The organism is Herbaspirillum sp. Her2 (genome assembly GCF_057961375.1).
This window is the reverse complement of sequence record NZ_CM176331.1, coordinates 2,924,628-2,945,909: the sequence shown is the minus strand read 5'-3', so window position 1 is coordinate 2,945,909 and position 21,282 is coordinate 2,924,628. Positions and strand designations below refer to the sequence as shown.

At 64.5% G+C, this 21,282-nt stretch carries 17 protein-coding genes and 1 pseudogene; 11 read left to right on the top strand and 7 right to left on the bottom strand.

Features of this window, described 5'->3' with window-relative positions:
* Positions 1-11: 11 nt before the first annotated feature.
* Both ACWHXP_RS13390 and ACWHXP_RS13385 read right to left on the bottom strand, forming a co-directional pair.
* Positions 12-596 carry a flavin reductase family protein gene (locus tag ACWHXP_RS13390; protein WP_489635781.1) on the bottom strand — a complete coding sequence of 195 codons (585 nt, stop codon included), beginning with the start codon at positions 594-596 and terminating at the stop codon, positions 12-14.
* A gap of 147 nt (positions 597-743) precedes the next feature.
* Positions 744-1,664, bottom strand: coding sequence for a dihydrodipicolinate synthase family protein (locus ACWHXP_RS13385; protein ID WP_039789746.1), 921 nt, complete (start codon positions 1,662-1,664; stop codon positions 744-746).
* Positions 1,665-1,793: 129 nt separating this feature from the next.
* On the opposite strand from ACWHXP_RS13385, the gene ACWHXP_RS13380 reads away from it, so the two are divergent.
* From ACWHXP_RS13380 to ACWHXP_RS13355, 6 genes are all read left to right on the top strand, one after another.
* Positions 1,794-2,744 carry a LysR family transcriptional regulator gene (locus ACWHXP_RS13380; protein WP_489624969.1) on the top strand — a complete coding sequence of 317 codons (951 nt, stop codon included), beginning with the start codon at positions 1,794-1,796 and terminating at the stop codon, positions 2,742-2,744.
* A 471-nt stretch (positions 2,745-3,215) separates the two neighbouring features.
* Positions 3,216-4,553 (top strand): MFS transporter, encoded by a 1,338-nt coding sequence (locus tag ACWHXP_RS13375; protein ID WP_489624970.1) that lies wholly within the window; start codon positions 3,216-3,218, stop codon positions 4,551-4,553.
* Between the two features lie 70 nt (positions 4,554-4,623).
* Entirely contained in the window at positions 4,624-5,454 is an 831-nt protein-coding gene (locus tag ACWHXP_RS13370) for a phosphogluconate dehydrogenase C-terminal domain-containing protein (protein ID WP_034340448.1), read from the top strand.
* Between the two features lie 12 nt (positions 5,455-5,466).
* Entirely contained in the window at positions 5,467-6,711 is a 1,245-nt protein-coding gene (locus tag ACWHXP_RS13365) for a ribulose-bisphosphate carboxylase large subunit family protein (RefSeq protein ID WP_121038184.1), read from the top strand.
* Positions 6,708-8,096 (top strand): 3-oxo-isoapionate kinase OiaK, encoded by a 1,389-nt coding sequence (gene oiaK / locus ACWHXP_RS13360; RefSeq protein WP_489635782.1) that lies wholly within the window; start codon positions 6,708-6,710, stop codon positions 8,094-8,096. Before ACWHXP_RS13365 ends, oiaK begins: the two co-directional genes overlap by 4 nt.
* 96 nt (positions 8,097-8,192) lie before the next feature.
* Positions 8,193-8,900, top strand: coding sequence for a transcriptional regulator NanR (locus ACWHXP_RS13355; protein WP_121038190.1), 708 nt, complete (start codon positions 8,193-8,195; stop codon positions 8,898-8,900).
* Between the two features lie 13 nt (positions 8,901-8,913).
* On the opposite strand, the gene ACWHXP_RS13350 is transcribed toward ACWHXP_RS13355, so the two are convergent.
* Together ACWHXP_RS13350 and ACWHXP_RS13345 are read right to left on the bottom strand one after the other, a co-directional pair.
* Positions 8,914-9,681, bottom strand: coding sequence for a hypothetical protein (locus ACWHXP_RS13350; protein ID WP_489635783.1), 768 nt, complete (start codon positions 9,679-9,681; stop codon positions 8,914-8,916).
* 205 nt (positions 9,682-9,886) lie between these two features.
* Positions 9,887-10,552 (bottom strand): helix-turn-helix transcriptional regulator, encoded by a 666-nt coding sequence (locus ACWHXP_RS13345; protein ID WP_489635784.1) that lies wholly within the window; start codon positions 10,550-10,552, stop codon positions 9,887-9,889.
* Positions 10,553-10,711: 159 nt separating this feature from the next.
* Here ACWHXP_RS13345 and ACWHXP_RS13340 point away from each other — a divergent pair, with 159 nt between their 5' ends.
* Positions 10,712-12,151, top strand: a complete 1,440-nt coding sequence (locus ACWHXP_RS13340) for an MFS transporter (RefSeq protein WP_489635785.1) — start codon at positions 10,712-10,714, stop codon at positions 12,149-12,151.
* Positions 12,152-12,265: 114 nt separating this feature from the next.
* Here the strand turns inward: ACWHXP_RS13340 and ACWHXP_RS13335 are convergent, their stop codons facing one another.
* Complete coding sequence (locus tag ACWHXP_RS13335; protein ID WP_034338619.1) at positions 12,266-12,856, bottom strand: IMPACT family protein; 591 nt, start codon at positions 12,854-12,856, stop codon at positions 12,266-12,268.
* Between the two features lie 13 nt (positions 12,857-12,869).
* On the bottom strand, positions 12,870-13,763 hold the full coding sequence (locus tag ACWHXP_RS13330) for a ParB N-terminal domain-containing protein (RefSeq protein ID WP_489635786.1): 894 nt from the start codon (positions 13,761-13,763) through the stop codon (positions 12,870-12,872).
* Between the two features lie 147 nt (positions 13,764-13,910).
* Between ACWHXP_RS13330 and ACWHXP_RS13325 the strand changes: the two are divergent.
* Positions 13,911-14,886: pseudogene (locus tag ACWHXP_RS13325) on the top strand (patatin-like phospholipase family protein).
* Between the two features lie 92 nt (positions 14,887-14,978).
* On the opposite strand, the gene ACWHXP_RS13320 reads toward ACWHXP_RS13325, so the two are convergent.
* Positions 14,979-15,581 carry a C40 family peptidase gene (locus ACWHXP_RS13320; RefSeq protein WP_039788715.1) on the bottom strand — a complete coding sequence of 201 codons (603 nt, stop codon included), beginning with the start codon at positions 15,579-15,581 and terminating at the stop codon, positions 14,979-14,981.
* 351 nt (positions 15,582-15,932) lie between these two features.
* On the opposite strand from ACWHXP_RS13320, the gene ACWHXP_RS13315 reads away from it, so the two are divergent.
* The 3 genes from ACWHXP_RS13315 to carB all read left to right on the top strand — a co-directional run bounded on the left by ACWHXP_RS13315 (position 15,933) and on the right by carB (position 21,041).
* On the top strand, positions 15,933-16,340 hold the full coding sequence (locus tag ACWHXP_RS13315; RefSeq protein ID WP_034338629.1) for a GlcG/HbpS family heme-binding protein: 408 nt from the start codon (positions 15,933-15,935) through the stop codon (positions 16,338-16,340).
* A 311-nt stretch (positions 16,341-16,651) separates the two neighbouring features.
* Complete coding sequence (carA, locus tag ACWHXP_RS13310; RefSeq protein ID WP_008326829.1) at positions 16,652-17,815, top strand: glutamine-hydrolyzing carbamoyl-phosphate synthase small subunit; 1,164 nt, start codon at positions 16,652-16,654, stop codon at positions 17,813-17,815.
* A complete protein-coding gene (carB, locus tag ACWHXP_RS13305) occupies positions 17,808-21,041 on the top strand; it encodes a carbamoyl-phosphate synthase large subunit (RefSeq protein WP_489635787.1) in 3,234 nt (1,077 codons plus the stop codon). Before carA ends, carB begins: the two co-directional genes overlap by 8 nt.
* Positions 21,042-21,282 lie beyond the last annotated feature (241 nt).

Genomic DNA, 21,282 nt, shown 5'->3' with positions numbered 1-21,282 from the left:
GTTGCGGGAGATCAGACCTGGAGCGCCTGCTGCTGGTTGCCGGCCACCACGAACTTGCCGGCGCCCAGGTGATGCAGGGTGTGGAGGTCGGCATTGTCCGCCGTGAAGTTCCAGTGGCCGTTCTCGAAGATGCGGGCATCGGCGGCGGCACTGACGACTTCCGCGAACAGGGTGTCGTAGGCATCCTCGGTCTGGCCCTGCGGCAGCCAGCGGCATTCCAGCCAGGCGGCGCAGCCTTGTTCGAGGACCGGCACGCCCAGCACCGGGCCGCTGGTGGCCGCGATCCGGTGGCGCGCGAACTTGTCTTCGTCGCGGCCACTGGTGCTGCCGACCGCGTAGCTCAGATCCATCTGTGCCGCACCGGGGATGATGAGGCCGAAGCTGCCCGATTGCCTGATCAATTCACGCGTGAAGGTGCTCTTGTCGATCACCACGGCGATGCGCGGCGGCGTGAATTCCACCGGCATCGACCAGGCGGCAGCCATGATGTTGCGGCGACCCTCATGGGCGCTGGTGATGAGCACGGTCGGGCCGTGGTTGATGAGGCGACTGGCGTGTTCCAGTGCGACGGGGCGGAAGTGGCTGGCTTGTGACATGGACTCCTCGTGCGATAGAAAAATTGGCAAACGCCAAGGATGACACAGAACGCACAGCCTCGCCGGATGCGCGGCAGCAAGCGAGCGCCCAAGAAAAACGGGAGCCTGAGCTCCCGTTGCGTGCGGCATGCCTTGCTGCGGACTGCCTTACTTGCCCCAGCTCAGGACCATCGGATCCAGGCGGCGCGCCACGCGCAGCAGGCCTTCGCGCACCTTGGGGTGCATCGGGGCTTGCGGATGGCGCAGCATGTCGGACTTGATCACGCCGCCTTCGAGCATCAGCGCCTTGCAAGCGGCCAGGCCGCACTGACGGTTCTCGTAGTTGATCAGCGGCAGCCACTGCATGTACAGCTCGGCGGCCTTCTCGGTATCGCCCGCGAAATACGCATCGACGATCTTGCGGATACCGTCCGGATAGCCGCCACCGGTCATGGCACCGGTCGCACCGCCATCCAGGTCGGGGATCAGGGTGATGGCTTCTTCGCCATCCCACGGGCCGACCACGGCGTCGCCGCCCAGCTCGATCAGTTCGCGCAGCTTGGAGGCGGCACCGGCGGTCTCGATCTTGAAGTAGGAGACATTGGCGATCTCCTTGGCCATGCGCGCCAGGAAGGGGGCCGACAGCGGCGTGCCGGCGACCGGTGCATCCTGGATCATGATGGGGATGTCGATGGCGTCGGAGACGCGGCCATAGAACTCGTAAATCTGTTTTTCCGAGACACGGAAGGTGGCACCGTGATACGGCGGCATCACCATCACCATGGCGGCACCGGCATCCTGCGCGGCACGGCTGCGCTCGGCGCAGATCTGGCTGCCGAAGTGGGTGGTGGTGACGATCACGGGGATGCGCCCGGCCACGTGCTTCAGGACCGTGTCCTGCACCAGCACGCGCTCTTCGTCGGAGAGTACGAATTGCTCGGAGAAGTTGGCCAGGATGCAGATGCCGTTGGAGCCGGCATCGATCATGAAATCGATGGCGCGCTTCTGGCCTTCCAGATCGAGCTTGCCGTTTTCGTCAAAGATGGTCGGGGCGACCGGAAATACGCCGCGGTAAATGGGGGTGCTCATGGAGTCTCCGTCGTGGTTGTCATGGGCCATCACAGCGATGGCGGGGTGCGATGGCGTTGAATATACGTGGGGGCCGATGGACTGTATAGTGAAGACTTTCCATCATGTGATCGCTTTTTGGAATCACCCATGAAACCCGCGCCCAGCCAGCAAAGCCTCAACAGTCTCCTGTCCCGCCTGCGCATGAAGCAGCTGCAACTGCTCATCGCCCTGGACGATCATCAATCCCTGCACAAGGCTTCCAGCGCCCTGGCCATGACGCAATCTGCGGCCAGCAAGTCGCTGGCCGAGCTGGAATCGATGCTGGATGCGCAATTGTTCGAGCGCACCAAATCGGGCCTGATCCCCAACCAGTTCGGCCATTGCGTGATCCGCTACGCGCGCCTGATGGCGACCGATCTCGGATCGCTCTGCGAGGAAATGGCGCAGATCCGCTCCGGACGCGGCGGACGGCTGGCCATCGGGGCGGTCATGGGGGCCTTGCCGGAACTGGTGGTGCCGGCGGTGGATGCCTTGCAGCGGCGTCATCCGGAGCTGTCCATCGATATCGTCGAAGAGACCAGCGTGCAGTTGCTGAGCCGGCTGGATGAAGGCCATCTGGATTTGCTGGTGGCGCGCGCGAGCGTCTCGGACAACCCGGGCAAGTATCACTATCAGCCCTTGTCGGAAGAGCCGCTGTCGGTGGTGGTCTCGGGCGAGCACCCGCGCCCGCGCGGCAGGCAGATGAGCCTGGCGGCGCTGGCCGGCTATCGCTGGGTCACCTATCCCAGCCACATGCCGCTGCATGCGGTACTGGAGCGCGAAATGGACCTGGCCGGGGTGAGCATGCCGGGCAATGCGATCTCCACCGCCTCCACCTTCGTGACGGTGGCCTTGCTGCAGCAGGGGACCGACATGGTCTCGATCCTGCCGACGGCAGTGGCCGAGATGTTCGTCAAGCGCGGCATGCTGCGCATCCTGCCGGTGAAGCTGCGGTCGATGTCGCAGACCATCGGCATTGTCACGCGCAAGGGCGGGCAGTTGTCCTCGGCGGGGGAGGCCTTCGTGGGCTTGCTGCGCCAAGAGGCCGGGGCCGCCTGAGCCTGTCCGCCGGCCCGGCCATGGTGCTTGGCGCCGGGCTGGTCTTCGCTTCCCCCCTCTTTTTCCTCCCCCCCCACTTCAATGCGCAAAGCTTCACTTGCGTTGTCCAGGCAGCAGCAGGGAGGACGCGTTCGCCCTTGCCTGATGCCCCCGGCCGAATCCTGCCCGGCCGGAAACCGCCGAGTGACGGGGGTTACAGGGCGAAATGAAAGGATATTCACCTCATCCATGCAAAAAATTTGGGCAGGCCAATCTGGTGTAATGGTATAGTGATTATACCAGTGGGCGCTGTCCGGATTTTCGCATGGGTTGCCTGCTGGCAAAGACGAAGCAGCACAAAGAAATAATAAAGAAACAACCAAGGCAACCAGGCGACCGCGAGGCGCACAGCCCCCGCGTTTCCTGGCCAACCCCGCAGAGGTTGTCGTTGAACAGGCACAGCCTCTCAACCCGACAGGAGACAAGACAATAATGGAGACGCCCCAAAGCGCCGTCGAAAGATCGGCCATCCGCAAGGTCGCAATGCGGCTCGTGCCCTTCGTGGGCCTGATGTTTTTCATCAACTTCCTGGATCGCACGGCGATCTCGTTCGCCGGCCCCAATGGCATGAGCCGTGACCTGGCCCTGACCGCCGCCCAGTTCGGGTTTGCAGCCGGGGTCTTCTTCATCGGCTACGTGCTGCTGGAAATCCCCAGCAACCTGGCCCTGCACAAGTACGGCGCGCGCCGCTGGCTGGCCCGCATCATGGTCACCTGGGGCATCGTGGCGCTGCTCTTCACCTGGGTCAGCAGCGTGGAGGGGCTGTATGTGCTGCGCTTCCTGCTGGGCGTGGCCGAGGCCGGATTCTTCCCCGGTGCCATCCTCTACCTGAGCCTGTGGGTCCCCGCGCGGCACCGCAGCCATATCCTGGCGCTCTTTTACCTGGCCCAGCCGCTGACCATCGTCATCGGTGCGCCGGTGGCAGCCCTGCTGATCGAGGCGCACGGCCTGTTCGGGCTGGAAGGCTGGCGCGTGATGTTTGCCGGGGTGGCGCTGCCGGCCATCGTGGTGGGCGTGATCGCCTGGTTCTACCTGGCCGACCGGCCGGCCGACGCCAAATGGCTGGACCCGGCCGAGCGCAAATGGCTGACCACCGCGTTGCAGGCCGAACAGAGCAGCAAGCGTGTCGAGCATGTGGCCCATGCCGGTGCCGCGCTGAAGAACCCGCGCGTGTGGCTGCTGGCGCTGGTGTATTTCGGGCTGATCTATGGCCTCTATGCGCTGGCCTTCTTCCTGCCGACCATCATCGGCGGCTTCGAAGCGCAGTTCGGCAGCAAATTCAATGTCTTCCAGAAAGGCCTGATCACGGCCATTCCCTACCTGCCGGCCGCCTTCGCGCTGTTCCTGTGGAGCCGTGACGCCACCCGGCGCGGCGTGCGCAGCTGGCACGTCGGGCTGCCCGCCTTGCTGGGCGCCATCAGCATCCCGGCCGCCCTCTACATGCAAAGCCCGGCCACCACGGTGCTGGCAATCACCGTGACGGCCTGCGCCATCTTCTCGGCCTTGCCGGCCTTCTGGTCGATTCCGGCGCGCTTCCTCTCGGGGGCGGCTGCGGCGGCGGGCATTGCGCTGATCAATACGGTGGGCAACGCAGCCGGTTTCATGGCGCCCTTCATCACCGGCGCCATCAAGGATGCCACCGGCAACTACCAGGCACCGATGTTCGTGGTGGGCGCGCTCATGGCGGTGTCGGCCCTGGTGATCTTCGCCATCGGTGCCGGTGCCAGGCAAGAGGCCAGCGAATTGCAGGGACGCGTGATCGCCGAGTGAGGTCGGCGCACGCAAAGACTCGGCCCGTTCAATGCACGAACGGGCCGCCAACGATCACAGGAGAACTGAAATGAAGGAAAAAATTGCACTCTTCGGCGCAGGCGGCAAGATGGGCGTGCGCCTGGCGAAGAACCTGAAGAAATCCGACTACCGCGTGGCTCACGTGGAAGTGAGTGCAGCCGGCCAGCAGCGCCTGCGCGACGAAGTCGGTGTCGAGTGCGTCAGCATCGATGCCGCGCTGGACAATGTGGACGTGGTCATCCTGGCCGTGCCCGATACCCTGATCGGCAGGATTGCCGCCGAGATCTCGCCCAAGCTGCGCGCCGGTGTGATGGTGATGACCCTGGACGCCGCTGCGCCCTTCGCCGGCCACCTGCCGGACCGGCCGGACCTGGTCTACTTCGTGGCGCACCCCTGCCATCCGCCCATCTTCAACGATGAAACCACGGCCGAAGGACGGCGCGATTTCTTCGGTGGCGGCGCGGCCCGGCAATCGATCACCAGTGCCCTGATGCAGGGACCGGAGTCGGCCTTCGATCTCGGGGAAGACGTGGCCAAGGTGATCTACCAGCCGATCCTGCGCAGCTATCGCCTGACCGTGGAACAGATGGCCATCCTCGAGCCGGGGCTGTCGGAAACGGTCTGCGCCACGTTGCTCTACGCGATGAAGCAGGCCATGGACGAGACCGTGCGCCGGGGCGTACCGGAAGAGGCCGCGCGCGACTTCCTGCTGGGCCACATGAATATCCTAGGCGCGGTGATCTTCAAGGAAATCCCGGGCGCGTTTTCGGATGCCTGCAACAAGGCCATCCAGAACGGCTTGCCGCGCCTCTTGCGCGATGACTGGCTCAAGGTTTTCGAGCACGACGAGATCGCCGAGAGCATCCGCCGCATCACCTGACCAGGAGCGCGCATGGAACGCATCTACGCCAGCTACTGGCTGGAAACCGGCGACGATCCGGCCCGCGCGGCCGAGGTCATCGCGGGCGAACAATCCAGCGGCACCTTCGTGGCCCTGGCCACCGAAACGCCCGCCCTGAAGGAGCGCTCCGGCGCGCGGGTGGAACAGCTGGAGATTCTTGGCCACAGCACCACGCCCAGCCTGCCCGGCGGCATGCCCGCCGCGCGCTATACGCAGTGCCGGCTGGAACTGTCCTGGCCGCTGGAAAACACCGGCGCCTCGCTGCCCAACCTGATGTCCACGGTGGCCGGCAACCTGTTCGAACTGCGCCAGGTCTCGGGCTTGCGCCTGACCGGGCTGCGCTTGCCGCGCGCTTTCGTGGAGGCCTATCCCGGCCCCGCCTTCGGCATCGCCGGGACGCGCAAGCTGACCGGCGTGACCCACGGTCCGCTGATCGGCACCATCATCAAGCCCAGCATCGGCTTGTCGGTCGAGGAGACGGTCGAGCAGGTGCGCGCACTGGTGGCCGGTGGCATCGACTTCATCAAGGATGATGAATTGCAGGCCGATGGGGGCCGCTGTCCCTTCGATGAGCGGGTGCGCGCGGTGATGCGGGTGGTCAATGAGCACGCCGAGCGCACCGGCAAGAAGGTGATGGTGGCCTTCAACCTGACCGGCGACCTCGATCAGATGCGCCGCCGCCACGACCTGGTCCTGGCCGAAGGCGGTACCTGCGTGATGGCGGTGCTGAACTCCATCGGCCTGGTCGGCTTGCAGGAATTGCGCCGCCATGCGCAGTTGCCGATCCATGCGCACCGCGCCGGCTGGGGCTATCTCACGCGCAGCCCGCAACTGGGCTGGGACTACGCACCGTGGCAGCAGCTGTGGCGACTTGCCGGGGCCGACCACATGCACGTCAATGGCTTGCGCAACAAGTTCAGCGAACCGGACGACAGCGTCGTTGCCGCTGCGCGCTCGGTACTGCAGCCGGTGGTGCCGGGGGTGGAGATGGTCAGTACCATGCCGGTGTTCAGCTCGGGCCAGACCGGCCTGCAGGCGGCCGATACCTATGCGGCCATCGGCTGCGCCGACCTGATCCATACCGCCGGTGGCGGCATCTTCGGCCATCCGCAAGGCGTGGCCGCTGGTGTGCAGGCGCTGCGCGAGGCCTGGGTGGCGGCCGTCGAAGGCGTGCCGCTGCGGCAGCATGCGGGCAAGCATCCGGCCTTGCAGGCGGCGCTGGAGTTCTGGAAATGAGCCTGCTGCCCGATCACGACGGCCTGCCGCCGGGTTTGCTGCTGGCGTATTACGGCGATGATTTCACCGGCTCCACCGATGCCATGGAGGTGATGACCGCGGCCGGCCTGTCCACGGTACTGTTTTTGCGGACGCCCGATGCGTCGCTGCTGGCTCGCTTTCCCGAGGCGCGCTGCATCGGCATCGCGGGGGCCTCGCGCGGACGTTCGCCGCAGTGGATGGACGAACATCTGCCCGCCCCATTTGCCGCGCTGGCCTCGCTGCGCGCGCCGCTGATGCAGTACAAGGTGTGCTCCACCTTTGATTCCTCGCCGGCCATCGGCTCCATTGGCCGCGCCATCGATCTGGGCGTGCGCCACATGGCGGGCGATTTCTCCCCCATGATCGTGGGGGCGCCACGGCTGAAGCGCTATCAAGTCTTCGGGAACCTGTTTGCGGCCGTTGACGGTGAGGGCCACCGGCTCGATCGCCATCCCACCATGGCCCGTCATCCCGTCACGCTCATGGACGAGGCCGATTTGCGCCGCCATCTGCGGCACCAGACGGCACGCCGCATCGAATTGGTGGACATGCTGCAGTTGCGCGAGGGGGGCCAGGCCGCGCATGCGCGCATGCCTTCCTTGCGTGGCAAGGATGTGCCGGTGGTGATGATCGATGTCCTCGATGAGGAGACCCTGCGCGAAGCCGGGCGGCTGGTCTGGGAAGAGCGCGGGGCGGGCGTCTTCACGGCCTCATCGTCCGGATTGCAATACGCGCTCACCGCCTACTGGCGTGCGCGTGGCTGGATCTCCCCTCAGGCCGGACTGCCGCAGGCGGGCCCGGTGCCGGTGATCGCAGCGGTCAGCGGCAGCTGCTCGCCGGTCACTGCAGGGCAGATCGGCTGGGCGCGCGAACACGGGTTCGCGTGCCTGCGCATGGACCTGCCGGCGGTCTTGTCCGAGGCCACGCGTGAGGCGGAACTGGCACGGCTGGTCGCGGCCGCCGTGGCGGCGCTGCGGGAACGGCGCAGTCCCCTGGTGTTTTCGGCGGAAGGGCCGGACGATCCCTGCGTGAGCGGCTTTGACGGGATTGCGGCGGCTGCCGGGCTGACGCGACCGGAGGCAGCGCAAAAGGTAGGCATGGCACTGGCGGCCACCATGCGCCGCCTGCTCGAAGCGAGCCCCCTGCAACGCATCGCCATTGCCGGCGGCGACAGCTCGGGCGAGGTAGCCAGTGCGCTCGATATTGCCGCGCTGTCGGTCTGTGCCGGACTGGCACCGGGGGCCCCCTTGTGCCGGGCATGGTCGGATCATCCGGGACGCGACGGACTGGAGCTGGTACTCAAGGGGGGGCAGGTCGGCGCACGCAGCTTCTTCGGCGACGTGCTGGAGGGCCGGCGCAGCTGAAAGAAGAGGTTGGTTGGACGGCCGCAATCACAGTGCTGGCGCGGGATTGTGGTAGAGTGCGCGTCCAACGAAACCTACAATTGAGACAGTGCAGCCATGCCGGAACCGATACAGCGACGCAAGTTATACCAGGAAGTCCTGGAGCGCCTGATGGCGCGCATTCATCAAGGGGAATTCCCGGCGGGTTCCCAGCTGCCTTCCGAACGCGACCTGATGGACCAGTACGGCGTGGGCCGTCCGGCCGTGCGCGAAGCGCTGCAGGCCATGGAGCGTTCCGGCTTCGTGGAAATTGCCCATGGTGAACGGGCGCGCGTGGTTGATCCCACGGCCGACCGCCTGATCGCCCAGATCGCGGCCGGTGCCCAGCATCTCTTGCGTACCAAGCCGGACATGCTCAGGCATATGAAGGAAGCGCGCGTTTTCCTGGAAACCAGCACCGCCCGCATGGCCGCCGAACGCGCCACCGAGGAGCAGGTCGCGCGCCTGCGCGAGGCCATTGCCGCACACCGCGCCTCGATGGTCAACCTGGAGGAATTCATCGAACGCGACATGGCTTTCCATCGCGAGATCGCCGACATCAGCGGCAACCCCATCTTCCCCTCGGTGGTGGAGTCGATGTTCCGTTGGGCCAGCGAGTTCTACACCACCCTGGTGCGCGCCCCCGGCGCGGAGGAACTGACCCTGGCCGAGCACCAGCGCATCGTCGACGCCATTGCCGCGCATGACGGCGATGCCGCCGCCGACGCCATGCGCGCGCACCTGATGCGGGCCAATGATCTTTACCGGGAGCTGGGCCAGCAGTAAAGCGGAAGAGGCCCTAACGCAGCATGCCGTGCCAGGTCGGCTGTTTTTCTTCGTGATAATAAGGGCGGGTCAGCGGTGCCGACATCACCGCCGCATCGGCCAGCACCGTGACCGTGAACAGGCCGGGCGGGCCGTCACAGCGGCGGCAGGCCTGGGCTGAATTGCGGTTGTTGTGCATGTCCACCACCAGCAGGCGCTTCTCCTCTTCGCTCATGCCCGGCGTGGGCGGCGGGGCCATGCGCTTGGGCGGGATCACCAGGGCATCGCCCGGTTCCACCCACAGGTCGGCCAGGCTGATTTCATTGACGTAAGGACGCCAGCGCGCCACCGTGATCACCAGCGGTTCGGGTCCGCGCGAAAAGAAGATGTGCGCGAAATCGTGATACTCCAGATCGGTGGCATTCCAGGTCAGCAGCTCGCGGCTGCGGCCATCGCCCAGGTAGGGCGATTCATAGCCGGCCCACTTGCCATAGGTGTAGTCGGCCATCACCAGGTTGTCGAAGGGAAAGTGCAGGCACTGGCCGTCGCGCAACAGGGTCGCGCCGAAAGCCTGGGCGTTCTCCGGGGTGGATGGCAGGGGCTCATAGCGCACCTCGGGAACACGGAAATCGAATTCGGTAATCTCGTAAGAGGGCCAGTCCTTGGGTGTGACGGTGCGCTGCCAATGGGCGATGTCGCGGTAGGTCGCACCGCGTTCAAGGGCCGGCGCTTCCGGTGCCAGCGTGATGAGCTCGCCCACGGCGGTCTCGCTCTGGCTGCCCACGCCCCTTTGATTGAGCATGTACGGATATCGTACGGGATCGAGCAAGGGCGTTGACGGCCCATCCTTGATGAAGAGTACGGGATCGAAATCACTCTGGTCTGGCGGCATGGCTTCCCCTGGCGTTGGTACGGTGGCATGGTGACGATGGCCGTGCGGCCTCCCCCGAGGCGGCGCGGCGAGCGCGATCTTCGCACATTTCCGGCCGTGTCGGCAGTCCCGCGTTTCAGCGCGCGGGCAAGCGCCGGATACGATAGACGCAGCGCCGGCCGCCTGCGGGCAGATGCTCCTCCCGGGTGATGGCGAACTCCTCGCCCAGCACCTCGCCGAAGAGCTGCAGCTCCGAACGGCAAAATCCCTGGCAAGTGCTGGCGGCGGCGCAGATGGGACAGTGGTCTTCGATCAGCAACCAATCCCTTCCTTGCTTTTCCACCCGTGCCATGTAGCCCTCGGCGGTGCGCAGCTCGGCCAGCCGCTGCAGGCGCTTGCCGGGTGCCGTGATCCCGTCGCACTGCAGCAGGTAGTCCGCACGCATGTCCTGCTCGCGCTGGTCGATCAGCTTGTGCAGGCCGGGTTCGCCAAAGAGCTGGCGGATCGAGCCGATCAACTGCACTGTCAGCTGGGCGTGGGTATCGGGAAAGCGGCGATGGCCGGCACCGGTCAACTCCCAGTCCTGGCGCGGCCTTCCGGCCCGCACGGTAGTCTGGATCTGGCGCGGGCAGATCAGGCCTTCGGCCGCCAGCTTCTGCAATTGCTGGCGCGCTGCCTCGGGCGTGATCTGCAGTTCGCCTGCCAGCTCGGCGGTGGACGCCGGTCCGCGTGTCTTCAGGCGCAGCAGGAGACGTTCGGCCGTGCTGGGGCCGGTGTCGGCAGCAGAGCTTTCATCGCGCATGATATTTTCCAAGTGTTTACTTGTTTAATTAAAAAATTGCTCTTACCATTTGCGGTAATTAAGCAAGAATTGACTTGCATAATATCCCGGTGTCCCATCCTTGTCGATGCGGTCCCGGGCCACGCATCGTGTCCGCTGCATTCAGAAAGGCCTGTTGCCATGACCCGTTCTTCCACCTCATCCCTTTCCCCAGGCGCCGCAACCGCTGCGGCCGGCTGGGGTGAACTGCTGGGCCCGCACCGCTGGCGCGCCGTCGCGCTGACCGGTGGGGTCGCCCTGTATGCGATCAACGTGCACATCGTCACTACCATCCTGCCCTCCGTGGTGCGGGATATTGGCGGCCTGGCGTATTACGCCTGGAACGTGACGCTCTTCGTGGCCGCCTCCATCGCCGGTTCCGCCTTGACCGGCAAGCTCATGGGGGCGCTGGGCGCGCGCGCCACCTACCTGATGGCACTGGCGCTGTTCGGCAGCGGCGCCTTGCTGTGCGGCAGCGCAGGCAGCATGGGATGGATGCTGGCGGGGCGGGCGGTGCAGGGCATCGGCGGCGGTCTGCTGGCGGCGCTGGCGTATGCCCTGATCCCGCTGGTGTTCGAGCCGCGCATGTGGCCGCGTGCCATCGCGCTGGTGTCCGGCATGTGGGGTGTCTCGACCTTGCTGGGGCCCGCCGTCGGTGGCCTGTTTGCCGCCAGCGGCCATTGGCGCGTGGCATTCTTTGCCTTGTTGCCCTTGCTTGCCGCACAGGCCTGGTTGGTGTGGCGGCAATTGGGGCCGGCGACGGTGCGCAGCGCGAGCGGCCCGGCGCAGGCCGTGCCGCTCGGACGCATCGCCTTGCTGGCGTCATCGGTAGTGCTGGTAGCGCTGGCCGCACAGGCCGACGATGACTGGCTGGCCTCGGCCTGCGTGCTGGCGGGAGTGTTGCTGGCTGTGTGGATGGCGCGCATCGACCTGGGCCATCGCGCGAACCTGTTGCCGCACGCGGCTTATCGGCCGCGCACGGTGATGGGCGGGGTGATGGCTTGCATTGCCTTGCTGGTCATGGGCAGTTGCGTGGAAATCTTCCTGCCGTATTTCCTGCAGGGCTTGCATGGCTACGACCCGCTGGGCGCCGGCTATGCGACGGCGGCCATGGCAGCGGGCTGGAGCCTGGGTTCGCTGGGCGGTTCGGGTCTGAGCGGACGCGCGGCCTTGCGCATGATCCGGCTCGGCCCCTGCATGATGACGCTGGGCATGGCGCTGCTGGCGTTCTTGATGCCGGCGCAATGGCTGCCCGCTGGCGCGCTGGCCGATGGCCTGATCGTGCTGGCGCTGGGGGCGACGGGCCTGGGCATCGGCATGGGCTGGCCGCATCTGGTGGCCCGTGCGCTGCATGCGGCGCAGCCCGGCGAAGAGAACCTGACCTCGTCGGCCATCACGACGGTGCAATTGTTTGCCATGGCGCTGGGGGCGGCACTGGCGGGACTGGTGGCCAATCAGGCCGGGCTGGGAGCGGGCGGGGCAGAGGCCACTGCGCGCGCAGCCTGGGTATTGCTGGCGCTGTTCACGCTGGCACCGGCACTGGCGATCTTCGTGGCGCGCAGTGTGGCGCGGGACCGGTGAGGGTGGCATGAATGCTTCAACACCGTTGACGGAAATCGACTACCACCTGCTCGTGGCGGAATTCGACATGCTGTGGTCGCGTCCGCCCGAAGCGGCACGGCGGGCGCGGATGGATCAGATGATGCGCTTGATCTCGGCGTTCGAAGAGAGCCGGCGAATGGCCTCCTCGGCCTGCGACAGCGCCGCTTCGGGCAAGCGCAGGTGAAGATGGGCCAGGGTGTCGTGGCGGCTGTCCAGCAATTCGTATTTCTGCTGGGCCAGCCAGTGGCGCAGCTGCGGCTCGGCGGAATAGACCACGCCGATCTCGATCTCGGCTTGGGCCACGCGTTCGGTGCGCTCGGTACTCTTGAGCGCAGTCGCAATCGCCTCGGTATAGGCGCGCACCAGACCGCCTGCGCCGAGTTTGACGCCACCGTAGTAACGCACCACCATGGCCAGCACGCCATCGAGCTCGTGGTGGCGCAGCACTTCCAGCATCGGGCGTCCCGCCGTTCCTGACGGTTCGCCATCGTCGGACATGCCGGACTGGCCCCCGGCCATCAATGCCCAGCAGACATGGGTGGCGCTGCGATGGGCATCGCGCATTCGCGCGATTTCCTGCATGGCGGCTTCGCGGCCGGGCACCGGCGTGACGATGCCGATGAAGCGGCTCTTGCGGATCTCCAGTTCGATCTCGGCGCGCCGGGCGATGGTGAAGGTGGCCATGAAAGAGGGCGCTTCAGTCCTGCTGCGGAGCGGCGCCCTTGAGCAGGGCCAGTTCGGCGCGCAGGCCCTGGTTCTCTTCCGACAGGCGGCTCACGTGCGACTGCAGGGCAGCGATTTCGCGGCGCAGGGTGGCAGTGAGTTCGTTTTCCTGGCCCTCCACCAGCGGGATGGCGTTTTCCGTGATCGCCTCATCGGGCTTGGGTGCGCGCGGGGTGCGGGTGGCGGCTTTCTGTTCGCGCACCTTCTTGGCGGCTTCGCGCAATTCCTTCTTGCCCCCGGCCACAGCGCTGACCTGCGCCTCGCTGGGCAGGGTCGCCACGGCGGCGGCGGCATTGATGGAGATGGCACCATTGCGCACTGCTTCCACCAGCTCGGGCGCGGCCGTCTTGCGGATGCGGTCGATCTGGCCGATGGTGGCGCTGCTGATGCCGGCGGCGCGGGCGATGTCTTCGCGAGTCTTGATGCGGCCGGTGTTGTCGTCGGCGTGCCAGGGATCGTCACTGGTCGCAGGCGCATCGCTGGCAGCTGCGCCTTCGTTCTCTTCAGTGCTGATGTTTTTCGCTGGCGTGGCCTCAGCCTTGGTGCGGGCGGCGATGATGTCGCGCTTGCGCAGGGCCAGCATGCCGCGCTGGAAGTCCGAGACGCTGCGGCGGCCGAGCTGGTTGTCGATCATCCAGAGCAGCACATCTTCCAGCGAGCCGAAGCTGTCGTTCTGGATCGTCTTGAAAGGCAGATCGTACTTGCTGCAGATTTCGTAACGGTTGTGACCATCGATGAGCACGTCGCCCCACAGCACCAGCGCATCGCGGCAGCCTTCGGCCAGCAGGCTGCGTTCCAGCGCCGCGTACTCGTTGGGGGTGAGGGGATCGATGTACTGCTTCAGTTCTTCGTTGATGACGATATTCATGTGCCTATGCTGCCTGTGATGCCTGGATGGGCCGGACCGGATCGAAAAGCCAGGGGCCGCATTCTACACCACCGCCTCCCGTGCTCTCCGGACGGGCAGGGCGCTTGCAGTACAATGTCGGGCTTCGTCACTGCTTTCCCTCGCGTCATGCGCCTCTCCTCTCGCTTGATGGCTGCGGCCATCGCTTCGGTATTTCTTCTCTCTGCCTGCGGTACCTCGTCGCTCTTGCCGGGCGGTGCTGGCAACAAGCCCGTGGAGGCCAGCGGATCCACGCCGGCCGGCACGGCGGTTGCGCCCAGCGCCACGGCGGCACCGACGCCACGCCGCATCAAGATCGGCCTGGCATTGGGCGGCGGCGCAGCGCGCGGCTTTGCCCACATCGGCGTGATCAAGGCACTGGAAGCCCAGGGCATCACCGTCGATGTGGTGGCCGGCACCAGCGCCGGCAGCCTGGTCGGGGCGCTCTATGCGGCGGGCAATGATGGCTTCGCCCTGCAGAAGCTGGCGCTGGCCATGGATGAGGCCGCCATCTCGGACTGGTCGGTGCCCCTGTTCTCCAAGGTCAGCGGCGTGCTCAAGGGCGAGGGCGTGCAGAACTACGTCAACAAGGCCGTGCACAACGTCCCCATCGAGAAATTCAAGATTCCCTTCGGCGCAGTCGCCACCGACCTGCGCACCGGCCAGCCCATCCTGTTCCAGCGCGGCAATGCCGGCACTGCGGTGCGGGCTTCGTCAGCGGTGCCGGGGGTGTTCCAGTCGGTCAGGATCGGCGACCACACCTATGTGGATGGCGGGCTGGTGTCGCCGGTGCCGGTGCGCTTTGCACGGCAGATGGGGGGCAGACTTCGTGATCGCGGTCAACATCTCGGCCAATCCGGAGGCGCAGGCGGCCTCCAGCAGCTCCATCGACGTGCTGCTGCAGACCTTCGCCATCATGGGCCAGACCATCAACCAGTATGAGTTGAAGAACGCCGACATCGTCCTGCAGCCGGGCCTGGGTTCGATGAAGGGCAGCGACTTCGCCAGCCGCAACGTGGCCATCCTGGCTGGCGAACAGGCCGCCACCGCTGCCATGCCGGAAATCAAGCGCAAGCTCAAGCTCATGGCGACTGGCGGGAATTGACGGCTTGGCCGTTTTTGGCCGTACTATGAACGAAAAAAAAAGGCCGCTGTCTCCAGCGGCCTTTTGCCATGCGGTCTGCACCGCGATGGTGATCATTTCTGCTCTTCTTCACCTGCGATGATGCGGCGTGCACCATTGAAGCGCTTCTTCCAGTAGGACTCGTCCATGCTCTCGATACGCACCTGGCCGCCGGCCGAAGGGGAGTGGATGAACTTGCCGTCGCCCAGGTAGATGCCCACGTGCGAGAACCCGCGGCGCAAGGTGTTGTAGAACACCAGGTCGCCGGGCTGCAGGTTGTCGCTGCCGATCTTCTCGCCCACGCGGCTGATTTCCAGCGAGGTGCGCGGCAGGTCGGTGCCCCATGCTTCCTTGAAGACGTAACGCACCAGTCCGCTGCAATCCAGGCCGGTATCGGGCGAATTGCCGCCGTAGCGGTAATTGATGCCCAGCATGGCCAGGGCCTGGGTCGCCAGTTCGGAGGCGCGGTTGGTGATGTCTTGCAGGCGGGCGATCGCAAGATTGGTCTTGCTGATCAGCAGCTGGGCTTGCGGGGAGGTGGCTTGGGGAGGGGGAAGATCCTGCGCTGCCAGGGAAAGGTCAGCGGAATAGGCCGATGCACTGATCCAAAGGCCGGCTGCGAGCGCGCACGCACGAGCGGTTTGTCGTCGGATTCGGTCAGATCGGCGTAGGGTCATCGGGATCCTCTCAAAATAGGATTGCGGGACTGTAAGGTAAATCTTACGGCTTGTCAAAAGCTGGATTCGTGCCAGCTTGTCAAACTGAAATCATTTATGGGGCAAAAGCGGGGTATTTGGCGGCTTCTCCCAGTCAGTGTTTTTCCTACACGGGGTAGGAAAATATTTCGGCTAAATGATTTACGTTTTTGCAGAAAGTTTCCTTGATGCATGAGAAAAGCGATCGAGAGGGCCGCGTTGATGCAAAAAACTTCATCTATTGGTGAAAGATGAGTTGGCCGGGCGGGATGTCAAAAAAGACTTTCTGGCCGTACAATCAGCGTTCAATTTTTTCTGCCTATCGGAGCCACCATGCAAACCAAACCGTTCCTGTCGCTGGACGACGTCAAGAAGATCGCTGCCGGCGCTGAAGCCGAAGCCCGTGCCAACAACTGGAACGTGGCCATCTCGGTGGTCGATGACGGTGGCCACCTGCTGTGGCTGCAGCGCATGGACGGCGCTGCCCCGATCTCCTCGCAGATCGCCCCGGCCAAGGCGCGCACCGCTGCCCTGGGCCGCCGCGAAAGCAAGATCTATGAAGACATGATCAACAACGGCCGTGTCTCCTTCCTGAGCGCCCCCGGCCTGGACGGCCTGCTCGAAGGCGGCGTGCCGGTGGTGGTTGAAGGCCATTACGTCGGTGCCGTCGGCGTCTCCGGTGTGAAGTCGTCGGAAGACGTGCAGATCGCCAAGGCCGGTATCGCTGCCCTGGGCCTGTAATTTCCCTTCGACGCCGGCGGCCTTGCCGGCCGGCGTTCCCGCCTTGCTTGCACGCTGTTTCGGTGCAATTTCGGTGCAATTTACGCCAACTTTCGGCAATCTACGATTTGCCGGAGGGAGGCTTTTGCGCTATAATCGAGCGGTTTAGCCAATTTTATCCGCCGTAGCGCATACCCATTCCTCTTCCTCGTTCCCAACAGGCCCAGCCACGCTTCCGTACCGAATGAGTCGGGGTGTTTGCGCCGGTCAGTTTGGCGCGCAAAGGTCTACCGGTCATCCAGCCGCGGCGGTAACAATCTCAGGAGTTACCCTTGCTGCCTCTTCTTTCCGGTCCCGCGATTCCGGCCGTCCTCGCGCTCGCAGACGGGTCTGTCTTCCAAGGTTTTTCCATCGGCGCCGCAGGCAACACCACCGGTGAGGTCGTGTTCAATACCGCGATGACCGGCTACCAGGAAATCCTGACCGACCCCAGCTACAGCCGCCAGATCGTCACCCTCACTTATCCGCACATCGGCAACACGGGCGTGAACCGTGAAGACGTCGAAGCTTCGCAGATCCACGCCGCCGGCCTCATCATCAAGGACCTGCCGCGCCTGCTGTCGAACTTCCGCAGCCAGCAATCGCTGTCGGATTACCTCAAGGAAGGCAACATCGTCTCCATCGCCGGCATCGATACCCGCAAGCTGACCCGCATCCTGCGCGAGAAGGGTGCCCAGAACGGCGCCATCGTCGCCGGTGAAGCTGACATCGCTGCGGCGACCGCCAAGGCACTGGAACTGGCGCGCGCCTTCCCGGGCCTGGCCGGCATGGACCTGGCCAAGGTGGTTTCCACCCGGAAGGCCTACAACTGGACCGAGACGGAATGGCGCCTGGGCCGCGGCTATGGCCAGCAGATCACCCCGAAATTCCACGTGGTCGCCTTCGACTACGGCGTCAAGTACAACATCCTGCGCATGCTGGCCGAGCGCGGCTGCAAGGTCACCGTGCTGCCGGCACAAGCCACCGCCGCCGAAGCGCTGGCCCTGAATCCGGACGGCATCTTCCTCTCCAACGGTCCTGGCGATCCGGAACCCTGTGATTACGCCATCGCCGCCTCCAAGGAACTGATCGAGCGCGGAATCCCGACCTTCGGCATCTGCCTGGGTCACCAGATCATGGCCCTGGCCTCCGGTGCCAAGACCCTCAAGATGAAGTTCGGCCACCACGGCGCCAACCACCCGGTGCAGGACCTGGACAGCAAGCAGGTGATGATCACCTCGCAGAACCACGGTTTCGCCGTGGACCAGGCGACCCTGCCGGCCAACTGCCGCGTGACCCACGTGTCGCTCTTCGATGGCTCGCTGCAAGGCTTCGAGCGCACCGACAAACCTGCTTTCTGCTTCCAGGGCCACCCCGAAGCATCCCCTGGACCGCATGACATCGCTCCCCTGTTCGACAAGTTCGTGGCGATGATGGAGAAGAAACAAAATGCCTAAGCGTACTGACATCAAAAGCATCCTGATCATTGGCGCTGGCCCGATCATCATCGGCCAGGCCTGCGAATTCGACTATTCCGGCGCCCAGGCCTGCAAGGCCCTGCGTGAAGAAGGTTTCAAGGTCATCCTGGTCAACAGCAATCCGGCCACCATCATGACCGACCCGGAAATGGCCGATGCCACCTACATCGAGCCGATCACCTGGCAAGCTGTCGAGCGCATCATCGCCAAGGAAAAGCCGGACGCCATCCTGCCGACCATGGGCGGCCAGACCGCGCTGAACTGCGCACTGGACCTGCACCGCAACGGCGTGCTGGACAAGTACAAGGTCGAGCTGATCGGTGCGACTCCGGAAGCCATCGACAAGGCCGAAGACCGCTCCAAGTTCAAGCAGGCCATGACCAAGATCGGCCTGGGTTCGGCTCGTTCGGGCGTGTCGCACACGATGGAAGAATCGTGGGCGGTGCAGAAGACCATCGGCTTCCCGGTCATCATCCGTCCGTCCTTCACCATGGGCGGCACCGGCGGCGGCATCGCCTACAACGCCGAAGAATTCGAAACCATCTGCAAGCGCGGCCTGGAAGCTTCGCCGACCTCCGAACTGCTGATCGAAGAATCGCTGATCGGCTGGAAGGAATACGAAATGGAAGTGGTCCGCGACAAGGCGGACAACTGCATCATCGTCTGCTCCATCGAAAACCTGGACCCGATGGGCGTGCACACCGGTGACTCCATCACCGTGGCGCCGGCCCAGACGCTGACCGACAAGGAATACCAGATCATGCGTAACGCCTCGCTGGCGGTGCTGCGTGAAATCGGTGTGGATACCGGCGGCTCCAACGTGCAGTTCTCGGTCAACCCGGCCGATGGCCGCATGATCGTCATCGAAATGAACCCGCGCGTCTCGCGTTCCTCGGCACTGGCCTCCAAGGCGACCGGCTTCCCGATCGCCAAGATCGCCGCCAAGCTGGCCGTGGGCTTCACCCTCGACGAACTGCGCAACGAGATCACCGGCGGCGCGACCCCGGCGTCCTTCGAGCCGTCCATCGACTACGTCGTGACCAAGATCCCGCGCTTCACCTTCGAGAAATTCCCGCAGGCCGACAAGCACCTGACGACCCAGATGAAGTCCGTGGGTGAAGTCATGGCCATCGGCCGTACCTTCCAGGAATCCTTCCAGAAGGCCCTGCGCGGCCTGGAAGTGGGCGTGGACGGCATGAACGAAAAGACCACCGACCGCGAACTGATCGAGAAGGAACTGGGCGAACCCGGTCCGGATCGCATCTGGTACGTGGGCGACGCCTTCGCCCAAGGCTTCTCGCTGGAAGAAGTGCATGGTTTGACCCACATCGACCCGTGGTTCCTGTCGCAGATCAAGGAGATCGTCGACATCGAACTGTGGCTGGAAAAGGATGTGGCGCTGGAGTCGCTGGACAAGGCGACCCTGTTCCAGCTGAAGCAGAAGGGCTTCTCGGATCGCCGCCTGGCCAAGCTGCTGAAGACCACCGACGCCGCCGTGCGCGAACAGCGCAAGAAGCTGGGTGTGCGTCCGGTCTTCAAGCGCGTCGATACCTGTGCGGGCGAGTTCTCGACCGATACCGCCTACATGTATTCGACCTATGACGAAGAGTGCGAATCCAACCCGACCGACAAGAAGAAGATCATGGTGCTGGGCGGTGGCCCGAACCGTATCGGCCAGGGTATCGAATTCGACTATTGCTGCGTGCATGCCGCGCTGGCCATGCGTGACGATGGTTACGAAACCATCATGGTCAACTGCAACCCGGAAACCGTCTCGACCGACTACGACACCTCCGATCGCCTGTACTTCGAGCCGGTGACGCTGGAAGACGTGCTGGAAATCGTCGACAAGGAAAAGCCGGTCGGCGTGATCGTCCAGTACGGCGGCCAGACCCCGCTGAAGCTGGCGCTGGACCTGGAAGCCAATGGCGTGCCCATCGTCGGCACCTCGCCCGACATGATCGACGCTGCCGAAGACCGCGAGCGTTTCCAGAAGCTGCTGCAGGACCTGGGCCTGCGCCAGCCGCCCAACCGTACCGCCCGTACCGAAGCCGACGCGCTGCAACTGGCACAGGAAATCGGTTACCCGTTGGTGGTGCGCCCGTCCTACGTGCTGGGTGGCCGCGCCATGGAAATCGTCCACGAGCAGCGTGACCTGGAGCGCTACATGCGTGAAGCCGTCAAGGTTTCGCATGACTCTCCGGTGCTGCTGGACCGCTTCCTGAACGATGCCATCGAAGTGGATGTGGACTGCCTCTCCGACGGTGAACGTACCTTCATCGGCGGCGTGATGGAACACATCGAACAGGCTGGCGTGCACTCGGGCGACTCGGCTTGCTCGCTGCCGCCGTATTCGCTGTCCAAGGAAACGATTGAAGAACTGAAGCGCCAGACCGCGCTGATGGCCAAGGGCCTGAACGTGGTCGGCCTGATGAACGTGCAGTTCGCCATTCAGCAAAGTGAAGTCGATGGCAAGACCGTCGATACCGTCTTCGTGCTGGAAGTGAACCCGCGTGCATCGCGTACCGTGCCCTTCGTCTCCAAGGCTACCGGCCTGCAGCTGGCCAAGATCGCCGCGCGTTGCATGGTCGGCCAGTCGCTGGACAGCCAGGGCATCAAGAACGAAGTCGTGCCGCCTTACTACAGCGTCAAGGAAGCCGTGTTCCCGTTCGTCAAGTTCCCGGGCGTGGATACCATCCTCGGCCCTGAAATGAAGTCCACCGGTGAAGTCATGGGCGTGGGCAAGACCTTCGGCGAAGCCTTCGTGAAGTCGCAGATGGGCGCGGGCGTGAAGCTGCCGAAGTCCGGCAAGGTGTTCCTGTCGGTGAAGAACAGCGACAAGCCGCGTGCCGTGCAAGTGGCGCGCGACCTGGTTGGGCTGGGCTTCTCGATTGTCGCCACCAAGGGCACGGCGGCTGCCATCAGCGCAGCCGGCATCCCCGTGGCCACCGTCAACAAGGTGGTGGAAGGCCGTCCGCACATCGTGGACATGGTCAAGAACAACGAGATCGCCCTCGTGGTGAACACCGTTGAAGAAAAGCGCAACGCCATTGCCGACTCCGGAGCGATCCGCACTTCGGCCCTGGCGGCCCGCGTGACCACCTTCACCACCATCGCCGGTGCCGAAGCGGCAGTGGAAGGCATGCGCCATCTGGACGCGCTGGACGTCTACGATTTACAAGGCCTGCATAAAGCTATACACTAAACCCACAACACGTTACTTTTGCCGGCGTTAGTTTGATGGGCGCCGGCAGGCAAAGAGGGCATCTGAGCAATCGATGCCCTCTCTGACTTTTGGACGACACCCTGCGGCCACAACATGTTCAATGTTGCAGGGCAGATCCGTCCGGGGACGCTAAGGACATGACGCCATCGGGCCACATTGATTCAGGCTTGCGCGTGGCGTCATGTCCTTAGCGGCTCTGAGTCAGAGCGCGTGTTGTTGA

What these genes read in the sequence shown, in the direction of transcription:
- ACWHXP_RS13365 (WP_121038184.1), top strand. Translation starts at nt 5,467, where the DNA reads ATGGAACGCATCTACGCCAGCTACTGGCTGGAAACCGGCGACGATCCG.
- ACWHXP_RS13375 (WP_489624970.1), top strand. Translation starts at nt 3,216, where the DNA reads ATGGAGACGCCCCAAAGCGCCGTCGAAAGATCGGCCATCCGCAAGGTC.
- ACWHXP_RS13320 (WP_039788715.1), bottom strand. Translation starts at nt 15,581, where the DNA reads ATGACCCTACGCCGATCTGACCGAATCCGACGACAAACCGCTCGTGCG.
- ACWHXP_RS13390 (WP_489635781.1), bottom strand. Translation starts at nt 596, where the DNA reads ATGTCACAAGCCAGCCACTTCCGCCCCGTCGCACTGGAACACGCCAGT.
- oiaK (WP_489635782.1), top strand. Translation starts at nt 6,708, where the DNA reads ATGAGCCTGCTGCCCGATCACGACGGCCTGCCGCCGGGTTTGCTGCTG.
- ACWHXP_RS13345 (WP_489635784.1), bottom strand. Translation starts at nt 10,552, where the DNA reads ATGCGCGATGAAAGCTCTGCTGCCGACACCGGCCCCAGCACGGCCGAA.
- ACWHXP_RS13330 (WP_489635786.1), bottom strand. Translation starts at nt 13,763, where the DNA reads ATGAATATCGTCATCAACGAAGAACTGAAGCAGTACATCGATCCCCTC.
- ACWHXP_RS13350 (WP_489635783.1), bottom strand. Translation starts at nt 9,681, where the DNA reads ATGCTCAATCAAAGGGGCGTGGGCAGCCAGAGCGAGACCGCCGTGGGC.
- ACWHXP_RS13385 (WP_039789746.1), bottom strand. Translation starts at nt 1,664, where the DNA reads ATGAGCACCCCCATTTACCGCGGCGTATTTCCGGTCGCCCCGACCATC.
- ACWHXP_RS13355 (WP_121038190.1), top strand. Translation starts at nt 8,193, where the DNA reads ATGCCGGAACCGATACAGCGACGCAAGTTATACCAGGAAGTCCTGGAG.
- ACWHXP_RS13315 (WP_034338629.1), top strand. Translation starts at nt 15,933, where the DNA reads ATGCAAACCAAACCGTTCCTGTCGCTGGACGACGTCAAGAAGATCGCT.
- carB (WP_489635787.1), top strand. Translation starts at nt 17,808, where the DNA reads ATGCCTAAGCGTACTGACATCAAAAGCATCCTGATCATTGGCGCTGGC.
- ACWHXP_RS13370 (WP_034340448.1), top strand. Translation starts at nt 4,624, where the DNA reads ATGAAGGAAAAAATTGCACTCTTCGGCGCAGGCGGCAAGATGGGCGTG.
- ACWHXP_RS13380 (WP_489624969.1), top strand. Translation starts at nt 1,794, where the DNA reads ATGAAACCCGCGCCCAGCCAGCAAAGCCTCAACAGTCTCCTGTCCCGC.
- ACWHXP_RS13335 (WP_034338619.1), bottom strand. Translation starts at nt 12,856, where the DNA reads ATGGCCACCTTCACCATCGCCCGGCGCGCCGAGATCGAACTGGAGATC.
- ACWHXP_RS13340 (WP_489635785.1), top strand. Translation starts at nt 10,712, where the DNA reads ATGACCCGTTCTTCCACCTCATCCCTTTCCCCAGGCGCCGCAACCGCT.